Source organism: Ornithinibacillus liuyingii (assembly GCF_055550225.1).
This window is the reverse complement of the sequence record NZ_JBPWOS010000019.1, coordinates 24,797-43,044: the sequence shown is the minus strand read 5'-3', so window position 1 is coordinate 43,044 and position 18,248 is coordinate 24,797. Positions and strand designations below refer to the sequence as shown.

Genomic DNA, 18,248 nt, shown 5'->3' with positions numbered 1-18,248 from the left:
TTTAACTATCTATAAGGTGTGTCAACTAACTAGTGTTTATAAAATATTGAGAATACGCGAGTATTTGGAAGAAAAATTAACTTTATTGAGGGAGGATATGAACAATCACAGCTTGTGCCACTAGGAATTTTACAAAAATTATTCGAAGAAAAAGCAAGTAAAACGGGAAATGATGGAAATATTGGAGTAAAAATACCAAAATTTCTATCTGAATTGGGCGTGGAGAACATTCAATGCAGAGTCAGTGATAAAGTTAACTTCCTACATCCCGATACGAATCAACAAGAAAAGGATAGGCTGTTTTATGCGCTTAAAGAGGAGGGGGTAGGTGTCGAACCGACTAATAAAGAGCAGTTTATGGATAGCTTAATAAAACGTGGGGTCTCATTGAAAGAAGCACAGGAACAATATGAGGCTGAACTGCTATTTTCACAAGTATTTAACAAGGAATCCTCTTTAATATACGCCCCCAGCATGAAAATTACCTTTGGGGATATAAAAACTCGTAATACATAATTTGAAATGATTTATTCTTAATCTAGCAGGATCATTCTTAAGGATAATATATTTATCAATAGTACTGTATGGGGGATAGGAGCTTAGATGGAGGATTCTTGATGACACGTTTTTCATATACTATTGACCACATGATTGGAATAGAACTGCTATGTATAATTCAGATTGCCAGGACATAACTTTCTATATTAAGGAGGTATGTCTATTGAAAATGTTTGTTATAAATTTAAAAATTAGTTTGTACGTTAAATTACTTTTTTTCTTATACATTAGTGTTGTACTATTTGTTAGTCTTGTAAATATCGAATCCATCTACTTAAGGATGATAATCTTTCAACCATTGATTGAAGCACAACATAATCTAATACCGTTTACAACAATCGGAAACTACTACATAATTAATTTTCATAACTATAATTTTGATATTTGGTTTTTTAATATAATTGGTAATATATTATTATTTGTCCCAATGGGAGTATTGCTTCCAATCTTGTCATTTAAATTTAGGAAATTTTTTCCATCAATAATTTTAGTTATTTTATTTAGTCTTACAGTGGAATTGCTTCAATACGCTACTCAATTAGGTGTATTTGATGTAGATGATATTATATTGAATGCCCTAGGTGGGTCCATAGGATTTTTAATATATATTATTATGAAAAGAAGAATGAGTTAATTAGCTAAGGTATATAAGAGCTGCACGTAAGATCACCAAACTGGTGATCTTATTTCTTGTCAATTTATTAGGATATTCTAAAGGAACAAGCCTTCTGAAAGAATTCATTACTCAATACACAATATGTTAATATAAAGGTACAGTCACATTATTAAATGGTAAGAATAGTACATTTATGGTAGATAATGCGATAAATTACAGAAACAAAAAAAGGGGATAGTATGTTACTCAAAAACAAAATTGTTTTATCTCTAATATTTTCAGTACTCGTTATATTACTTTCTGGATGTAGTGGAAGTGAAAAGTTGAATCATTACTACTTATTATTAGCGGGGGAAAGTCAAACTTGGAATTTATCCGATTATGAAGTTGTCCTTACACCTGAGGACTTTAAAGCGGGTTATGGAACTTTACAGATGAAAAATTCAAATGAATACATTTCAGACTCTTTTCGTTTCGAAACTCACGTAGTTATAAATGGTGAAGATATTATAGTTCATTCTAGTTCATTCACCGGTCCAGAAATTGACATTGCAGAAGAAACAACTGGTGCAATGGAAAGCGGACCATATCTGGACGAAAATGGTAGTCCTATCACACTAAATGAAATAAGTAATATTTACATGATGGTTGAATGGTGGGATGTAGATAAGCGAGAATCTATGAATGAAAGAATAGATTTATTTACCAAATCTACTAAGGAACAAACCTTCTTTAACTAAGGCTGCTATATTGAGATGAAGGCGATTTGTATCAATGTTGTCTACATTAGTTTGGTATTTCAAATAGGTTTTCGTGTAGCTGAAGCTTCAGGACACAAAAAAATACACTGTATAGATTGGATGGAGCCAGGAGTAGCTAAACGAGGAGCAGGGGACGTATATGTGTGGGCTAAAGAAAATCAACCTTATTTATTTAAAAACATTTATGAGTGGTTAGAATCTAGTACAGATCAAAGTTCAGATGAGTATTTAAGTATACTAGATATGTATCGTAATTGTAATAAAGAAACTACTTTAAAGCAACATCATATTTCTAATATAAATTTGGCTCGTATTAAATCAGCAGAAGAATACGTAGGTATGGACTGGTTATTGTGGTGGTATCAGAGAAATCTAATTATGTTTTCGAATTTAGCTGATTTGGTAACATCAAGTGACGAGCGCATTTTATTAATCGTCGGTAGTGGCCATGTCGAAATACTATCCAATTTTCTAGAAGAAAGTGGACTGTTTAAAGTGGAAGCAATTAAAGATTACTTATATTAATTTTGTTTTTCATACCAACAGGGCAATAAGGAATCAGTGGAGGGGAAACTGATTAGGGTTTTTGGAGAAAAAAAGACTGATCTTAATTATGAAATAAGAAGAGGCGTTTATGCTGTTATTTTCAACACTACTAAGGAGAAGGTTTTAACTGTCTACACTTCAAGAGGACATTATTTTTTACCCGGTGGTGGAATTGAAAAGGATGAGAGTTTTCAAGAATGCTTACATAGAGAAATGTTAGAAGAAACTGGATATAGCGTATCGATAGGCTCTTTTATAGGTGAGGCAAAAAGGTATTTTCAATCTACTAAAAATGAGCCATTACTAAATGAGGGATACTTTTACTTAGCAGCATTATTGGACAAGCTACAGGAGCCAATAGAAGAGGACCACTTTATAAAGTGGGTTGATATTCATGATGTTCAAGAGCTCCTTTTTCACGACCATCATTGTTGGGCTGTGTATGAAGGGTTAAAAATTGAACGGAATTTAAAAGGTGGGAGATAAGATGATTTTCTTTGATATAGACGGTACTTTACTCGATTATGATTATGCAGAACGGGAAGGAATTTTAGACTTTTTCCGAGCTAACCGTTATCTCTCAACTTTTTCTAATCAACAGGCAATTGATGTTTGGAAGCAACTTTCTAGTAAATACTTTGATAAATTTTTAACGAATGAATTGTCATTTCAAGAGCAAAAAAGGGCAAGAATGATGGAACTATTTAAGATGGTTGAAATTGATCTTACCAATGATGAAGCTGATGAGAAATTTGAGCAATATTTCTCTTTCTATAAAGATAATTGGAAGGCCTATCCAGATACTATAGATGTATTGAACAAATTAAGTCAGTTAGGTTATCGGTTAGGCATTATTAGTAATGGTGAATATCAACAACAGGTCGAAAAATTGCGATGTATAGGTATTGAAGATTACTTTGACTCTATTATCACTTCAAGTGAAGTGGGTGCGGCTAAACCAGATCGTACTATCTTCAAAGAAGCTTGTAGAATTACAAATAGCCCAATTGCAAACTGCTATTATGTAGGAGACAGATTGGAAACAGATGCATTAGCCAGTCAAATGGCTGGAATGAATGGAATATGGTTAAACCGAATAGATAAAAGTTATCACCCACAGCAAGGGATTGTTGAAATTAAGTCTCTGCAGGAATTATTAAAGATTATTACATAAATAATTTTCATTTTATTAAATGCGGCATACATATTGGAAATTCTTAACGTTATGATTCGATATTTTACTATTCATATAGATCCTATTATTAATAGATATAGTAGCTATAAAGAGAAGATGAAACCTGTCCTTGCATGACAATTGCTTGTCGTAAAATGTTTGTATGCATTAAAGACGGTTATGAAAAGGGTACATGTACATGTGAAAAGGGAGCATCTGATTGGAGTTCGGGCGCATGTGCTTATGGAAAGGGAACATCTGGCTGGACTTTGGGTGAGTGTACATAAGGAAAGCGAGTATCCGGTTGGGAATTGGACTCATCCTACAGGAGCTTCTCTAAGCGTAAATATTACATAGGGGGTAGTTCAAATGGGTAAAGTTAGTTTTATTTCAGGAATAGTTATGATTGGATTAAGTGCTGTATTATTTACAACGGAAAGATTTATTGCTTTTTTTCTATACGTTAGTGATAGTTTTCCTGTAAAACTGAATGGAAATGGATCGTATCCAGGTGAACCAAATATGCCAGCAATTTTCGATAATTTCTTTGTCGGTTTATTATTGATCCTTGGATTAATATTAATAGTATTAGGGGTCATTCAAAATAATAGACTTAGTAAGTAAACTTTAAATCATTACCACTCAGCAAGACCATTTTAAGGAGAAATACAAAGGGAAGGGAATGGGATTAGAGAATGCTTATAGAGTCTTATGAGAAACCTTTGATTAATAAAAACCAGATAAATAAAAAAGGGACAGTAACAAAAGAGTATATTGAAATAAATGGGGCGCGACAAGGATTGATTATCGAATCTTTAAATCAAGCAAAACCATTATTATTATTTTTACATGGAGGTCCTGGATTTCCGGTCTATCCAGTCAATAAAGCTAATGGTACCAAATTTGAGCAATTATTCGATGTCTGTTATTGGGATCAAAGAGGTGCAGGAATGTCGTACGAAAAGAAAGAAGCCAAAAATCCTCTAACGGTGGAACAAATGGTTGAGGATACGATTCAAGTAGTAAATTATTTACGGAAAAAGTATTCCCAAGACAAGATTTATTTGATTGGCCATTCCTGGGGTACTTATCTTGGGAGTATTGTCGCAAGTAAACGACCTGAGTTATTCTACGCATATATTGGTGTAGGCCAAATAGGGGCACAAAAAGATTCTGAAAAAGAGACATATGATTATATCTTAAAAACAGCAATGGATCGGAATGATAAGCGTGCTATTAAACAAATAGAAAAAGTAAACTTTGATGAGAATTATTATAAGAATCATTCGTATGCTGTAATAAGAAAAAAGTTTACAGAAAAGTATGGTGGGGGTTTTAAACGTGATGGCTACTCTTTCATTGAGACTCTGAAAGATATTTTCTCCTGTCCAAATTATACTTTTAAAGAACGAATGAATATCCTAAGTGGTAGTTATTATAGCTATCAGTCATTAGCATATGCTATGTCTACAATTGATCTATTAAAATTAGTTCCAACACTTAACCTCCCAGTATTTATACTCCAAGGATTACATGATTATCTAACTACTCACGCGCAGGCGAAACGTTTTTATGAATCAATAGAATCCCCTTACAAGGAAATGTACACCTTTGAAAATTCATCCCATACACCTTTTATTGAAGAACATGAACTTTTTTATAAAATTATGCGAGACAATGTATTGGGTGCGATGTAATTTGCCCTATTGCTAAAAGAAGCAATACAGAAGTCTATTACCGAGTGTCGCTTTTCTCTAGCGATAGAATTCCAGAATATTTTGTTACCATTGATTTAGAAACGGAGTATTAAGAACTTGAAAAGGTGCAAGAGGTTAATTCAAATGGGTAGACCAAACCTATTTCTGGAATTGTTATTACTTCTTTATATGGAATGATCTTTTGAAAGCTAATTGGAAGGGTAGTTTAACAAGTAATAACGATCCCAATGTGTTTAGATAATACAAAAAGGGAGTCTATTATGACAGACAATTATTCATTTAGAAAATTTCGTTCGTTAATCATATGGGTTTTAATTATTACCATTTTAATTCTTTTTATCTTTTTTCTTACAGAGCGAGGAAAATATGCAAATGAGAAGGACAAATTAGAATCAGCAACGATGTACCTGTATTTTTTAGAGGTTGAAAGTAATTTAAGAAGCCTTCTTCATTATTTAGGATTAAGATCCGCGAAAGGAATAGAGTGGGAAGAACAAGAGGTTACCGAGACGCTTAACTATCATTTCGGCAATTTAGATAGAGGTATAGATAACGTAAACAATCCTATTCTAGAAGGAATCCCGGAAAAAGTACATACAGAACTTCTGACTTTGCAAGAGACGATAAAGCGTTTCCAGCAAAGTACTCAATCTCATGAAAGCATAGGCGATACTACAAAAGAGAAAATTATGATGTTTTCTAGCTCCATCCATAGTTGTAACGTGGAGGAACATAATAGGAGTTGGGAACAAATTTTTTCGGAGATAGAATGTTTAAACCAAAATACTATAAGTGCTGAAAAATAAGTGTATTAGTCGAAGCAACTGGTGACATGGTTGCATTTGAATATGTCAACTAAAGGTTAGAAACGATGGCGTTTACGTGGAAGCAGAGTTTAAATCAGGGGGAAGTTGATGTGTGATCATTATAACAGTAATATTATTTGTGTTTTTATACGATTTTACGGCAATTAGAAAGCAAAATAATACTATTATAAAACAAAATGAAAGAGTAATTACTTTATTAGAAGAAATCAAAAATAAGTGGATCATGTTTTCTGGGTTGTTTCTTTCTCATTAAGCTAAAGGGGGATGAATAACCAATTAGGTATACACAAAAATCTAGCATTAGCTAATAGATTTTTGTGTATACAAGAAATCACAGTTCTTCTAACGAAATTAATATATTTGCTTCTGCGATCAGGTTTTTAATTAACATGGAAACGGTTTGATTTTTAGCTAATCTTAGATTTTGACCGGACCAAAGTGACATGAAATCTGGGTCATTTCGTGCAGCAGAAGTTTTTCTAATATCTTGAGTTAGTGTATTTTGAACAGGGAAATCTGGTAAAATCGTTTCATGTTCCTGCATTTCTAAAATAAATTTATTTTTTATTCCTCTTGCCCATTTACCAGAAAAGGAACGCGTTAATACAGTGTAATCTTCGTTAGCGCTGAGGATTGCCTCTTTATGAACTTGATTTGCCCCACTTTCAACACAAGTCAAGAAGGCCGTACCCATTTGTACCCCTTTAGCCCCTAAGCAGATGGAAGCCATTAACCCTCTCCCGTCCATAATTCCGCCAGCAGCTACAACTGGAATCTTAACATTATCGACTACCTGTGGGATTAGGGACATTAATCCAACTAGGCTCTCTCTATCACTATCGATAAAGCTCCCCCGATGTCCACCTGCTTCACTACCTTGAACAACCACAATATCCATTCCGGCTTTTTCATTTTCTACCGCTTCTCTAACGGTTGTAGCGGTTCCCATCAGTGTAATATGAGATTTTTTTAATTCTGCCATCACTTCATGAGAAGGAATACCAAATGTAAAAGAACAAATAGGAATCTTTTCTTCTATAACAACCTTAATTTGTTCCATAAACGTATCAGAAACATCATGAGAATTAGGAATTTCAAAGCTTTCTTTTGGCTTTAAATTCAATTGCTCTCGAATTTGATTTAAGGGACGATTAGCTGATTTAATTTGATTCTCTATTACATTAAAGTAGTTAGGAACAAATAGATTTATGCCAAAAGGTTTTGAGGTTAATTGTCTTATTTCCCGTATTTGTTCCTGTATTTGCACCGGTGTCATATACCCTGCACCAATCATTCCAAGACCGCCAGAATTTGAAACCTCAGCTACTAATTTTGAAGTTGTTATTCCACCAGCCATTGGAGCTTGTATAATTGGATACTCTATTTTTAAAAGCTCTTTCATTTTATTTTTTAACATAATTTATACACCTCGTAACTCTATATTAAAATACTTTTAGCGCTCATCTGAAACTTATGTGCATCTGTGCTATGATCAAAGACTAAATTCCTCTACAGATAGTAGAAAGGTGTACTCTTCTAATAAATCAGAATATCTTTTTCCTACAACTCTAGCTCCTTTAATAAACCTGATATTTAAATTATATAGCTTATTTGCTACAAGGTATACTATATAAAAGTGATAGTTGATATCATTTATATTGATAGCTAAATGATATTTTAAGGGAAAGATTATAGTGGATTTGCATACTTTAAAAATATTCGAGACCGTTGAAAGGTTGGGAAGTATTTCACTGGCTGCAAGAGAACTTCAATTTGCGCAGTCAACTATTACAATGAAGATTCAGCAGTTGGAGTCAGATCTTCAAACTACATTTATACATATTTGATCTTATTGAGGAAACAAAAAGTGTGATGCAAGCTAATCAAATCCCAAGCGGTTCACTAGCAATTGGGTCAATGGAAACAACTACTGCAGTTCGTTTACCATACTTGCTTACAAATTATCATAATGATTATCCAGATGTTGATTTAACCTTAAAAACAAGCTCTACAGAACAAAATATTCAAGCAGTGCTACAGTATGAACTTGATGGAGCCTTTGTAGCAGGGCCTATCGGAAATCCCGAACTGATGAAGAGGAATTAATTGAAGAATTGACCATTATTACGGATACAATTCATCCTCCTATTCCCTCTATTCAGGATATCCAAACAAGGACATTGCTCGTATTTCATGCTGGATGTACATATCGAGTAAAACTTTTTTTCGATTCAAGTAGAGCAACCATGGATGTTGTTGCAATTCGATGATTCGGACAAAGAAACGATTGGTGAAGAACGTGTTGAAAACTTAGTTTCGATCAATCCTGATACGGATAACAGGAAGAACGTGAAGATGCAGTTAAAGCAGAAATTGAAGATCACGACAATAAAAACTTAACGATTACGAAGACCACCACACGTTTTTAGGAATGGTCTTCTTTTTATTTCTATTTAATATTGGAATATCCATTTTCGTGTTCCAATATTGGGCGTTATGATTTTCTCGCAAATTCAGTTTATTATCTATGCCATGTTTTTACCCATTAGTATCTTATTGTCAATGAGACCTAGCTTTGAAGGGATGGGTAAACAGGCAATTATGAAATTGTTTAATGTGATGATGCTTCGGGCTGGGATTACGCTCATTATTACAATTGCTTTTAGCATTTCCTCTATGCTTTACAGCTTAACGACAAGACCTAATTAGTTAGAATGATACACTCTTATTTTAGACAATTGTAAAATATTCATTAAAGCTATTGACTATCATATTTTACAAGTGTAGAATATAAAAAAGACAATTGTAGAAAAGGAGTTATTTGTATGGAAAATATGAAGAGGCTTCCAGACGCAGAATTTGAAATTATGAAGGTTGTATGGGAGAAGGAATCACCTATCACAACAGCGATGATTATGGAAGAAATAGGGGATAAACGCAAGTGGAAAGCACCAACTGTGCTTACCCTTATGAGACGTTTAGTCGAAAGAGGGTTTTTACGAACAGAAAAAAAGGGAAAAGAGCGTACGTATTATCCTTTGATAAGTAAAGAAGATTATCTCGAATTAGAAACAGAAAAGTTTATGAAACAGTATCATAAAAACTCATTTTTAAGCTTAGTCAACACTTTGTACAACACAAAAGAGCCTTCCGAGAAAGAATTAGATGAATTATTGAAATGGGCTAAAGAACGGAGGAAATAACTTTGCAGCAATTTATGATTTCGTTACTTGAAGTGTCTATAGCTATGTCAATAATCGCGATTGTGTACATTGCGGTCACGCCATTTTTAAGCAAATTTTTTACAGCAAAAGGACGTTATTATGCATGGTTGGTGATTATTTTAGGGATGATTATTCCATTCAGATTTTCTTGGCTAGAATCAGTAATTGCTATTGATACATTCATGCCTGCAACAAATAATTATTTCGTAAAACCATATGAGATAACCACGTTATCAACTTTTTCATGGGCTGTTCTATTTAGTGTGCTATGGCTTGTCGGTGTGGCTGTTTTTATCACAATTCATATAATTCGGCACAGACGTTTCTTGAAAATGGTAAAACGTTGGAGCATTAAAGTGGATGATGAACAAGTACTGAATATGTTGCATGGGGTTCAAACGGAGTTGGGAATTAGGAAACAGATAGAATTGCAAACCTGCCATGGTATTTCTAGTCCTATGTTGCTTGGTTTTTTCCGGCCAACTATTTTGCTACCAGTAAACAACATTCCTCCAGATGAGCTTCCGCTTATTTTAAAGCATGAGTTGATCCATTATAAACGCGGAGACATTTGGTATAAAGCATTAGTGTTTTTAGCTACAGCACTGCATTGGTTCAATCCATTCGTTTATCTGGTAGCAAGAGAAATCGCTATTCAGTGCGAGATTTCTTGTGATGAAGAAGTAGTGAAAAGTACAGACATGAATGGTCGACAAAAATACGTTGAAGCAATCATTGGGGTTATTAGAAAACAACCAATGGTGAAAAGCAAATTCTCTACAAATTTTTATAGTGGAAAGAAAGGGATGAAACATAGAGTTTTCTCCATTATGGATGCCAGAAATAAAAAACGGGGATTTTCAATTTTTGCAATTGTGCTTGTACTAACTTTCAGTACAAGCATGATGATAAAAATAAGTATACCAGATTTCCCCTTCGAAAATTCTGTTTTTGCATCTGAAAATAAGCTAGAACAAAAACATACAGGTGATGAGGAAAATAAAAAGGTTAATCAGACTTTTTCCAAAAAGGATAAATCTGTTCTAGAAAAGGAAAAGGTTATTTTAAAAGATGCGACTGAGGAGTATGTATTAATAGCTAATGATGAAAATATTTTCGAATCTGATAATCCTAAGTTAGTTGAGAGTAAGTAGTGCTACTATCGTGGAAAGTCAATAACAAAAACATGAAAGGAGAAATATATTTTGAACAATAGATTACTTTTCACATATGGGTTTTCATTCATTGTATTGCTTCTTATTGTCACGGGGTGCTCCAAAGATGATGTGGAGGAAGAAAAAGAACAAGTAGCAATTAATGAAAATAATGACAATCCATTTGAAATAGATGAAGAAGATACAGTCATTATGGGCTCTATAGGACATAGTTATGCCAATGTAGAAGTAGATGATAATGATGAAGTAATACCTTTAAGCTATGATGGAGATGAACTAGTAATAGATTACTCTGTTGAAGCAGAAGGAAAAGCAACCAATATTGGTTTCTTAGTATATGTAGACGGCATTGCACAACCATATAAACTTAACACGACGGAGTCAGCTTATCAATACATGCATATTTTTGATTTAGAAGAAGAGGGTGTTGATACACCGTTTCAATTTATATTTACACCGATTACTGGAAAAGAAGCAGAAACTGTTAATGTAACGATTACCAGCATATACAATCCTTCATTTATTCCAGATATGAAGGAAACAACCTCTTATGGTGGTTATCATCATGCTTTGTCTGTAATACGTCCAATAGAATTTCATGAGAACTCTGAATCTCTAAATATGAATGATCTTCCAACAAATAAGATTTTAAACGAGATTAGTATATCAACTGAACCTGTAACGGATGATTTTCTAGAAAAGTTAGGTGGTGGAGTAACCACAATTGATTCAGAAATGTTAGATACTAATGTATTTAACTTCGTCGAGATAAAAGATAAACCAGACAATGAAACAAACTTTCAAATAACTGATCAAGGTAACTTACATATGAAGTTAAAAATTCTTGGTCATCCAGGTGTAGCATATCAAAACACTTTTTATTTAAATCATCAAGCTCTTTCTGATCAAGAAGGAAATACTTCATTTGAAACAAAATTGACTAAAGGTGACGTGTCTGTTATTGATGTGGAAATTGATATAGATACATTAGATGATTTTAGTACCTTTTATGTTGTATCAACACCAGTGAATCCAGAAGACTTTTATGAGAATGTCCTTACGCCTTTAAAAACACCATCCGTATTATTATATAAATGATTGGAGTATCTGCCATGAAATCAAGATTTACTATTTCTATATTTATTCTGCTTATACTTTTCATAGTAGGATGTACAGCCCCAGAAACAGGAGAGGAACTAGAAGAAGAAAAAGATAATCCCATAGATACTTCTGTAGATACAGAAGGAAATACGGATTCTTCCTCTCCTTCTAAATCTACGGCGATTATTTCGAGTTTGGAGCAAATACAAGGAGATATACGTCATGTGCATTATGCTGGAAAAGGAAAAGTTTTAGTATCCGCAGAAAGGCTATATTTATATGATTTAGACACAGAAAACATACTAACAGAAGTTTCACAAGAATCAAAGGAGAATGAGCGGGTTTGGATCATTGATGATGGCTACGTGGTTATTCAAGAAATGGAAGATGATAGTGTTAGTATGACAGAATGGGAGCCTGATTATCAAGGTGTTTTCTATAATGAGGATCTAAAACAAGTGTCTGATTTTGACTTAAATCAATTGCTAGAGGAAGACGATTTTTTAATGTCATTAAAACAAATTTCCTTTAATCATGATGGAACGAATATGGCCTATGCAACCGACTCTGGTTTATATCTATATGATTTCGAATTAGAAAAAAAGACAAAAATCCTTGATTTGGAGTCTGAAAATTTTGATAATCATTCCAATATAGCAGCATTAGAACAGATTGGTTTTATTAACGATGGAACACAGATAGCTTTCAAAGCACAGACACTGCCATCTCAACTTGATCAACCCTCTTATGATACTTGTGGAATCGTTAATATAGATGGCTCTAATCTGTCTAATCAAACATTTGATAATTATACTTGTAAAGAATTGATAGCTTACAATGATTGGATGTTATTTGCAGAAGATGTCACGAATGCTACTGGTAGATTGATGGTAATGGAACAGAAGACAGAAAAAATAACCATCCATACACTAACAGATAAAGATGAAAGTGGTATAATTGCAGGCTCTGATGAAGGAGCATACTTTGCGACATTTCGTTCATCAAATCAAGATTTTATCATCCGTATCTATGATACAAAGACTGGAGAACTAATAGAAGAACTACAAAATTCTGTTGATGAAGAAGCACTTCTTAATCAACAGCCTATTCTAAAGGTAGTAGATGATACAAGAACGATTATTCTTTTATTAGGATCTAAACAAGAAGATATAGAAACAAAAATAATGGTTAATCGTTTTTAAATAAATTACTTTTCATAAAAGGAGTATCCGCTAGTGAAAGTATCATTTGAAGGTATATCTAAAAAATACAAGGGGAAATGGGCACTAAAAGATTTCTCTTCCAATTTAGAATATGGTATTTATGGTCTATTGGGTGAAAATGGAGCTGGTAAAACTACTTTAATTAATATATTTGTTGGTATTTTAAAGAGTGATCAAGGAAGGGTATTAATTAATGGTAGTGATGTTAAAAACATTGGCATTGATTTTTTATCTCATATCGGTTATTTGCCGCAATACCCTCAATTTTACAAAGAATTTACCGTCCTTGAATTTTTAAAATATATGTCCGTACTAAAAGATATTCCAAAAGAACAGGGAGAAAAAAGAGCAAAAGAATTATTGTCAATGGTCAATTTAAGTGAAGCTAAGGATATGAAAGTTGGTGCATTATCGGGAGGAATGCGACAACGTGTTGGTATCGCTCAAGCAATGTTAAATGATCCCGATATTTTAATTTTAGATGAACCTACTGCTGGACTTGACCCTCAAGAAAGAATTCGATTTCGAAACTTAATTACGAAGTTTTCAAAAAATAGAATTGTTTTGTTAGCGACACATATTGTATCAGATATTGAACATGTAGCTAATCAGGTTATTTTACTAAAAAAAGGAGAACTTCTTAAGCAAGGATCTCCTCGGGAACTTACGGATGAAATAAAGGGAAAAGTCTGGTCTATTACAGTAACAGATGATTCTTTAGAGGAAATGCTTCATCTTAAAATTAGTAGTATGATGCGAGATGACCAAGGTATACATTTAAGAGTGATTGCAGACAAGAAACCCGCTGACCATGCTGTTCATGTAAAGCCAAATTTAGAAGATGTATTCTTGTATTATTCTAGTGAGGGTGAGAAATGGTGAGATTGTCTTTTTTTGAATTCCGAAAACACTTCATGAAAAAGTCCTTAGTTATCGTAATCATATGCTTCAGTCTATTAAATATTGCGAAAATATATAGTGAATATCATGAGAAATCTCTATTATCTCCATCAGCTAATCCAGAATGGCAAGAACTTTATTGGAATGAAATCTATGAACAGTTTAAAGGGGTTATGACAGATAAAAAGATTGAAACATTAATGTCTATCTACAAACCATTAGAGCAACAAACAGCAGATAAAACCGCTAGCACAGAAACTAATAACCCTAATACATTTACAGGGAATTTGTACTATGATCATTTATTTTTTAAGTGGAATTTTGTTGACCCGATGGAATACTCTTATATGTACAAACAATATGCGAATGACGTTGTAAAAAACGCTAAGGAAAACGTAACTTTTTTTGAATCGTTAGGAAATGATTACGAATATAAAAAAAACAAGATAATATTGAATCGATTTCAAGGAAGAAGTATTGACTCGTTTTTTTATACTGAAATGTTTCAATACTATATTCATTATGATTTTTCCGCCTTTCTTGTCATATTAATATGTTTATATGCTTTAATGAGTGTATTTGTAACGGAAAAGGAAACAGAAATGAATGTACTTCTATTGACGACTAAAGCAGGTGGGAAAAAAACTATTTTTGCCAAGTTATTTTCTGCCTCTGTCTTTGTTATTGCTGTATCCTTTTGGTTTGGAATAATTGATTTTATTGCATTTGCTAGTTTTTTTGGCTCTTTAGAAGCATTATTTTCACCGATTTATGCCATTGAAAATTTTGCCAATACACCCCTTGATATTAACTTAGGAGAATATGCACTATTATCATTAGTAGTAAAGACAATAGGATTTTTAATCGTTTCTTATCTAGTTTTATTCATTTCATTATTCTTTAAAAACGCTTTACTTCCATTTATTACCAATCTGTTTTTTATGTTCGGATTTATTTATTTTCAAGAAGCATACATGGGTTCTGAACAAATAATATTTAAAGTTATTAATCCGTTTTCTTTAGTTGTTCATCGCGATTTATTTGGTGGTACGGAGTTTGTGAATTTATTTGGATTTCCTATCCTTAGTTATACGGCAGCTATCTTTTTGGGGGTAATATGGGGCGGAATTTTTCTATTAGCGATCCTCATATTTCAAAGAAAAAATACTATATATCGAATCGGGGTGAAGAAACGTGTCGATATGGTGGTATGAGATGAAAAAAATGTTTTTTTATCAAAAAGGATGGCTATGGGTTAGTTTATATTTTATTTTTAGTTTCACCTTTCTTTTCTGTTTTGATTCTCCGAAAAATCCAGAATTAGAAATGAATAATTCTGCTTATCAATATTATTTAGATTTAGTAAATGGTTCACATACAAATGAAACCGAACAACTATTTAGAAATGAAGCTAATAAGATTTCTGAAGCACAGGTAGAACTGACAAAAATCTATGATGATTATTATGATGGCCATATTTCAGAGAATGAACTACAGGATTTAATTCCTAGCTTAGAAAAGATAATAGAGAATGAACGAGGTTTTCAAGTTATTTTTGATCAATATAAGTATGTCCGTGAAAACCCCGATAACAGATACTATTTGGCTACAAATGGTTGGGATGGTTTGCTATCTACAGAACAGTTAGACTTTGGTTTGCTGTTATTGTTATTATTGCTAGTAACTCCTGTATTTTGTGCGGAATATTCAAGTGACATGCGTTCTCTTCATTTGACATTACGTAAAGGAACAAGAGAGCATGCTATTTCTAAAATGTTACTAGTGTTCCTCGTTGTTATTATCATTTCTATTTTATCCATAATGTTGAGATATGGATTTTATGATATGAAATATGGTTTAGATCATGGGAACTACCCTCTTCAAAGTTTGCCTTATTTTGGAGCATCCCTAAAAGAAATTTCATTATCTTCTACATTTTTATGGTCTACCATTTTAAAAATATTTGGCAATTTGATTTTTGCGATGTTAATTATGTTATTTTCTGTATGGACAAAGAAATATGCTTTAACGTTATTTTCTTCAACCATTATATTATTGCTTCCGTACTATCTATTTACTTTGGACTCTTCGAAGTACTTTTTACCAGGCCCGCTTGGGTTTATGCTTTCTACAGGATATTTCAGAGGAAGTGAATATGAGCGTAATCCTTTTACTGATCAGATAGACTTGATATATGAAGGGGTTCCGGTGATGACGTTGGTTATCTTACTAATTATTAGTTTGTGTATAGGAATTGGCGCATGGATAGTAATACTCTTTTATCATACGAATGCATGGTATGCAAGGAAAAGACGTCATAAGCTAAAATCACTTAGCATAACGCTGCTTCTTTGCATGATTGCCGTTACCCTTGTAGGTTGCGACTTTTCTAATGAGGTAGATAATGAACACGATATTTTTAACTCTATTTCTAGACAAACTTTTGAAAATGATTCCTACCGTTTTTATATAGATGAATCGGATGTAGAGAATATTCGACCTGTATTTGAAGATAAAGAAACAGGAGAAATAAAGAATCTTATGAGAAGCCCTTTCTCATCCTTAACGAGTATAGAAAATTATATATATGGTAATGGCTCATTAGTCTATTATATGAAAATGGATTATGATAAGTCAGGTTTTTATAAGGAAACCAATCGGCTCTCGCTCATTGAAGTGGATACAACAACTTTTGATGAAAAAATAATCTATGAAAAGAATGCAAATATGACTAAGGATACTTTTTTAGGTCTACATACGACAGATGACATTGATTTCCTTGGTATCACTTCTTTTTTTGTGGATAAGAGATATATTTATTTTGTGGTTGATGATAATCAAATAAGACGAATTAATCGACTAACTGGAAAAGAAGATACGATTATTCAAACTTCTGTATTTAACAATATCGCTTATAACGGCAGATATATTTATTACCCGAATGAAGCTTACCAAGTCATCAAGTATGATATTCAAACAGAAAAAGAAATGACGATTCCTGACATTATAACAACACAATTTTTCCTTACAGACAGCGAATTACTTTATATCAACCGTCAGGATAACTATAGTATTTATGCTATGAATTTAAGTGATTCTAACATTCGAAAAATCACCAATAAACCGGCATGGAGTATTACTGGTGATGATGATTTTATTTATTACAAAAGTAAGATAGACAATGAACTGTATCGAATTGATCGAGATGGACAAAATGAAATGTTAATAAATGAGGATAATGAATAAATGTAATCAGAAAATAATTATTCAATATTGGTTAAATAACGAGGGGCAATTTCAATTTTCGATCCCACTTGTTCTCGAGTTAAACCCAATTTTAAAAAGATTGTTAAATTAGATACTGCTTATTTCTTTTATAATACAACAATGGAAAATATGGGCTGTAGTCAAAAAGTAATCAGGGAAGATTACCTTTTTCATTTGGTAAAATCTAATAATATATTATGTTACTTTTATATTAAAACGAGCTGTGGTAATGAGGAAATATGCATAGATTCAGATTTGATAAGAAACGAGGAAGGATATTAATAGATGATTCGAATTGAAGAAACGAACTATAGTCAAGTGATCCCGCTTCTTCTTAGAACACCATACACTACTCCTACCAATGCTTGGTCAATCGTTGAAAAATATATAAAAGGAAGTATCCTTTCAAATACTATTCATAACCTAGTGCTGTGCTGATGGAAACAGATAGTGGTACATATTGTTTAGCAGGAGAACCTTCTAATAGTTTTATAGATACATTTCGTGCCTATTATGATGAGAAAAAGGGTAAACGTTTTACTATATTTTCCCCAAATAAATGCTGTGATGATGTAATAGAAAGTATTATGACACCTGACACTAAAAAGATGGAAAGGAAAATTTTAAAACTAAACACTAAATCATTTGCCGAAAAAGTGAACACTATAAATAAAACCGGTGATTTTAAATTTCATCCAATTAATAGAGATGCTATTACGATAAGCAATAACTTTAATGAAGCGTATTATCATGCACACTGGGTTAGTATAGAGCAATATCTTACATATGGTATTGGTTACTATGCTACCAATTCTGCTTGGAAAAGGGAATTATTCCTATATGGGATTGTGACGCATTAAATGCTTATTCAGTAAACCTTGCAAAAAAATTAGGTTTCGAACCATTAGCTGTGTATCATTTATATTATAAAAGTATAGGCTCATAAGATATTAGGTGAACGTAATAAGATAGTTTATCTAGCTTTCATAAACAGGGAGAAGAATTTAAAACATTTTAAGTTTTCTATTCAGATAATGGAATATTATGGTAGATAAAGTAAAAAGGAATATCTGCCAGCATATTGTTAGTTAGAGAGGAGACGCATCATTGGGGATATTGAACTTTCATCATTCTCCTGTAAAAATATGAAATACTTTA

Annotated in this window: 21 protein-coding genes and 2 pseudogenes; 21 read left to right on the top strand and 2 right to left on the bottom strand. The window is 32.7% G+C overall.

Annotated elements, in window-relative coordinates:
* Positions 1-114 precede the first annotated feature (114 nt).
* The 9 genes from ACSKT4_RS18810 to ACSKT4_RS18770 all read left to right on the top strand — a co-directional run bounded on the left by ACSKT4_RS18810 (position 115) and on the right by ACSKT4_RS18770 (position 6,179).
* A complete protein-coding gene (locus ACSKT4_RS18810; protein WP_465823747.1) occupies positions 115-516 on the top strand; it encodes a hypothetical protein in 402 nt (133 codons plus the stop codon).
* A gap of 238 nt (positions 517-754) precedes the next feature.
* On the top strand, positions 755-1,192 hold the full coding sequence (locus ACSKT4_RS18805) for a VanZ family protein (protein WP_465823746.1): 438 nt from the start codon (positions 755-757) through the stop codon (positions 1,190-1,192).
* Positions 1,193-1,497: 305 nt separating this feature from the next.
* Entirely contained in the window at positions 1,498-1,914 is a 417-nt protein-coding gene (locus tag ACSKT4_RS18800; RefSeq protein ID WP_465823745.1) for a hypothetical protein, read from the top strand.
* A 15-nt stretch (positions 1,915-1,929) separates the two neighbouring features.
* Positions 1,930-2,460, top strand: coding sequence for a DUF5694 domain-containing protein (locus ACSKT4_RS18795; protein WP_465823744.1), 531 nt, complete (start codon positions 1,930-1,932; stop codon positions 2,458-2,460).
* Positions 2,461-2,496: 36 nt separating this feature from the next.
* Positions 2,497-2,967, top strand: a complete 471-nt coding sequence (locus ACSKT4_RS18790) for an NUDIX hydrolase (RefSeq protein ID WP_465823743.1) — start codon at positions 2,497-2,499, stop codon at positions 2,965-2,967.
* A gap of 1 nt (position 2,968) precedes the next feature.
* Positions 2,969-3,655: an HAD family hydrolase gene (locus tag ACSKT4_RS18785; protein ID WP_465823742.1), complete on the top strand. Its 687-nt coding sequence runs from the start codon at positions 2,969-2,971 to the stop codon at positions 3,653-3,655.
* A gap of 369 nt (positions 3,656-4,024) precedes the next feature.
* A complete protein-coding gene (locus tag ACSKT4_RS18780; protein WP_465823741.1) occupies positions 4,025-4,279 on the top strand; it encodes a hypothetical protein in 255 nt (84 codons plus the stop codon).
* 71 nt (positions 4,280-4,350) lie between these two features.
* Positions 4,351-5,352 carry an alpha/beta fold hydrolase gene (locus ACSKT4_RS18775; RefSeq protein WP_465823740.1) on the top strand — a complete coding sequence of 334 codons (1,002 nt, stop codon included), beginning with the start codon at positions 4,351-4,353 and terminating at the stop codon, positions 5,350-5,352.
* Positions 5,353-5,633: 281 nt separating this feature from the next.
* Complete coding sequence (locus tag ACSKT4_RS18770) at positions 5,634-6,179, top strand: hypothetical protein (protein ID WP_465823739.1); 546 nt, start codon at positions 5,634-5,636, stop codon at positions 6,177-6,179.
* A 352-nt stretch (positions 6,180-6,531) separates the two neighbouring features.
* Here the strand turns inward: ACSKT4_RS18770 and ACSKT4_RS18765 are convergent, their stop codons facing one another.
* Positions 6,532-7,617: an NAD(P)H-dependent flavin oxidoreductase gene (locus ACSKT4_RS18765; protein ID WP_465823738.1), complete on the bottom strand. Its 1,086-nt coding sequence runs from the start codon at positions 7,615-7,617 to the stop codon at positions 6,532-6,534.
* A 277-nt stretch (positions 7,618-7,894) separates the two neighbouring features.
* Here ACSKT4_RS18765 and ACSKT4_RS18760 point away from each other — a divergent pair, with 277 nt between their 5' ends.
* From ACSKT4_RS18760 to ACSKT4_RS18715, 10 genes and pseudogenes are all read left to right on the top strand, one after another.
* Entirely contained in the window at positions 7,895-8,047 is a 153-nt protein-coding gene (locus tag ACSKT4_RS18760) for a LysR family transcriptional regulator (protein ID WP_465823737.1), read from the top strand.
* Between the two features lie 25 nt (positions 8,048-8,072).
* Positions 8,073-8,306, top strand: a complete 234-nt coding sequence (locus ACSKT4_RS18755) for a LysR substrate-binding domain-containing protein (RefSeq protein ID WP_465823736.1) — start codon at positions 8,073-8,075, stop codon at positions 8,304-8,306.
* Positions 8,307-8,417: 111 nt separating this feature from the next.
* Positions 8,418-8,894 (top strand): annotated as a pseudogene (locus ACSKT4_RS18750) (CD3337/EF1877 family mobilome membrane protein); the annotation flags it as partial.
* Positions 8,895-9,025: 131 nt separating this feature from the next.
* On the top strand, positions 9,026-9,403 hold the full coding sequence (locus ACSKT4_RS18745) for a BlaI/MecI/CopY family transcriptional regulator (protein ID WP_067843314.1): 378 nt from the start codon (positions 9,026-9,028) through the stop codon (positions 9,401-9,403).
* Positions 9,404-9,405: 2 nt separating this feature from the next.
* Positions 9,406-10,578, top strand: a complete 1,173-nt coding sequence (locus ACSKT4_RS18740) for a M56 family metallopeptidase (RefSeq protein WP_465823735.1) — start codon at positions 9,406-9,408, stop codon at positions 10,576-10,578.
* A 51-nt stretch (positions 10,579-10,629) separates the two neighbouring features.
* A complete protein-coding gene (locus ACSKT4_RS18735; RefSeq protein ID WP_465823734.1) occupies positions 10,630-11,697 on the top strand; it encodes a beta-glucanase/beta-glucan synthetase in 1,068 nt (355 codons plus the stop codon).
* A 14-nt stretch (positions 11,698-11,711) separates the two neighbouring features.
* Positions 11,712-12,902 (top strand): transcriptional regulator, encoded by a 1,191-nt coding sequence (locus ACSKT4_RS18730; RefSeq protein WP_186871411.1) that lies wholly within the window; start codon positions 11,712-11,714, stop codon positions 12,900-12,902.
* A 33-nt stretch (positions 12,903-12,935) separates the two neighbouring features.
* A complete protein-coding gene (locus tag ACSKT4_RS18725; RefSeq protein ID WP_186871410.1) occupies positions 12,936-13,805 on the top strand; it encodes an ABC transporter ATP-binding protein in 870 nt (289 codons plus the stop codon).
* Positions 13,806-13,837: 32 nt separating this feature from the next.
* Complete coding sequence (locus tag ACSKT4_RS18720) at positions 13,838-15,037, top strand: ABC transporter permease (RefSeq protein ID WP_255488181.1); 1,200 nt, start codon at positions 13,838-13,840, stop codon at positions 15,035-15,037.
* A 1-nt stretch (position 15,038) separates the two neighbouring features.
* Positions 15,039-17,069: a DUF5050 domain-containing protein gene (locus ACSKT4_RS18715; RefSeq protein ID WP_465823733.1), complete on the top strand. Its 2,031-nt coding sequence runs from the start codon at positions 15,039-15,041 to the stop codon at positions 17,067-17,069.
* A 20-nt stretch (positions 17,070-17,089) separates the two neighbouring features.
* Here ACSKT4_RS18715 and ACSKT4_RS18710 read toward each other — a convergent pair.
* Positions 17,090-17,164, bottom strand: a pseudogene (locus ACSKT4_RS18710) (XRE family transcriptional regulator); the annotation flags it as partial.
* A gap of 363 nt (positions 17,165-17,527) precedes the next feature.
* Between ACSKT4_RS18710 and ACSKT4_RS18705 the strand changes: the two are divergent.
* Positions 17,528-17,950, top strand: coding sequence for a GNAT family N-acetyltransferase (locus ACSKT4_RS18705; protein ID WP_465823732.1), 423 nt, complete (start codon positions 17,528-17,530; stop codon positions 17,948-17,950).
* Entirely contained in the window at positions 17,908-18,036 is a 129-nt protein-coding gene (locus ACSKT4_RS18700) for a GNAT family N-acetyltransferase (protein WP_465823731.1), read from the top strand. The genes ACSKT4_RS18705 and ACSKT4_RS18700 overlap by 43 nt, the downstream gene beginning before the upstream one ends.
* Positions 18,037-18,248 lie beyond the last annotated feature (212 nt).

Excerpts from the sequence above, each read along its gene's own strand:
- ACSKT4_RS18795 (WP_465823744.1), top strand. The coding sequence starts at position 1,930 with ATGAAGGCGATTTGTATCAATGTTGTCTACATTAGTTTGGTATTTCAA.
- ACSKT4_RS18785 (WP_465823742.1), top strand. The coding sequence starts at position 2,969 with ATGATTTTCTTTGATATAGACGGTACTTTACTCGATTATGATTATGCA.
- ACSKT4_RS18780 (WP_465823741.1), top strand. The coding sequence starts at position 4,025 with ATGGGTAAAGTTAGTTTTATTTCAGGAATAGTTATGATTGGATTAAGT.
- ACSKT4_RS18775 (WP_465823740.1), top strand. The coding sequence starts at position 4,351 with ATGCTTATAGAGTCTTATGAGAAACCTTTGATTAATAAAAACCAGATA.
- ACSKT4_RS18770 (WP_465823739.1), top strand. The coding sequence starts at position 5,634 with ATGACAGACAATTATTCATTTAGAAAATTTCGTTCGTTAATCATATGG.
- ACSKT4_RS18765 (WP_465823738.1), bottom strand. The coding sequence starts at position 7,617 with ATGTTAAAAAATAAAATGAAAGAGCTTTTAAAAATAGAGTATCCAATT.
- ACSKT4_RS18755 (WP_465823736.1), top strand. The coding sequence starts at position 8,073 with ATGCAAGCTAATCAAATCCCAAGCGGTTCACTAGCAATTGGGTCAATG.
- ACSKT4_RS18745 (WP_067843314.1), top strand. The coding sequence starts at position 9,026 with ATGGAAAATATGAAGAGGCTTCCAGACGCAGAATTTGAAATTATGAAG.
- ACSKT4_RS18730 (WP_186871411.1), top strand. The coding sequence starts at position 11,712 with ATGAAATCAAGATTTACTATTTCTATATTTATTCTGCTTATACTTTTC.
- ACSKT4_RS18720 (WP_255488181.1), top strand. The coding sequence starts at position 13,838 with ATGAAAAAGTCCTTAGTTATCGTAATCATATGCTTCAGTCTATTAAAT.
- ACSKT4_RS18715 (WP_465823733.1), top strand. The coding sequence starts at position 15,039 with ATGAAAAAAATGTTTTTTTATCAAAAAGGATGGCTATGGGTTAGTTTA.
- ACSKT4_RS18705 (WP_465823732.1), top strand. The coding sequence starts at position 17,528 with ATGGAAACAGATAGTGGTACATATTGTTTAGCAGGAGAACCTTCTAAT.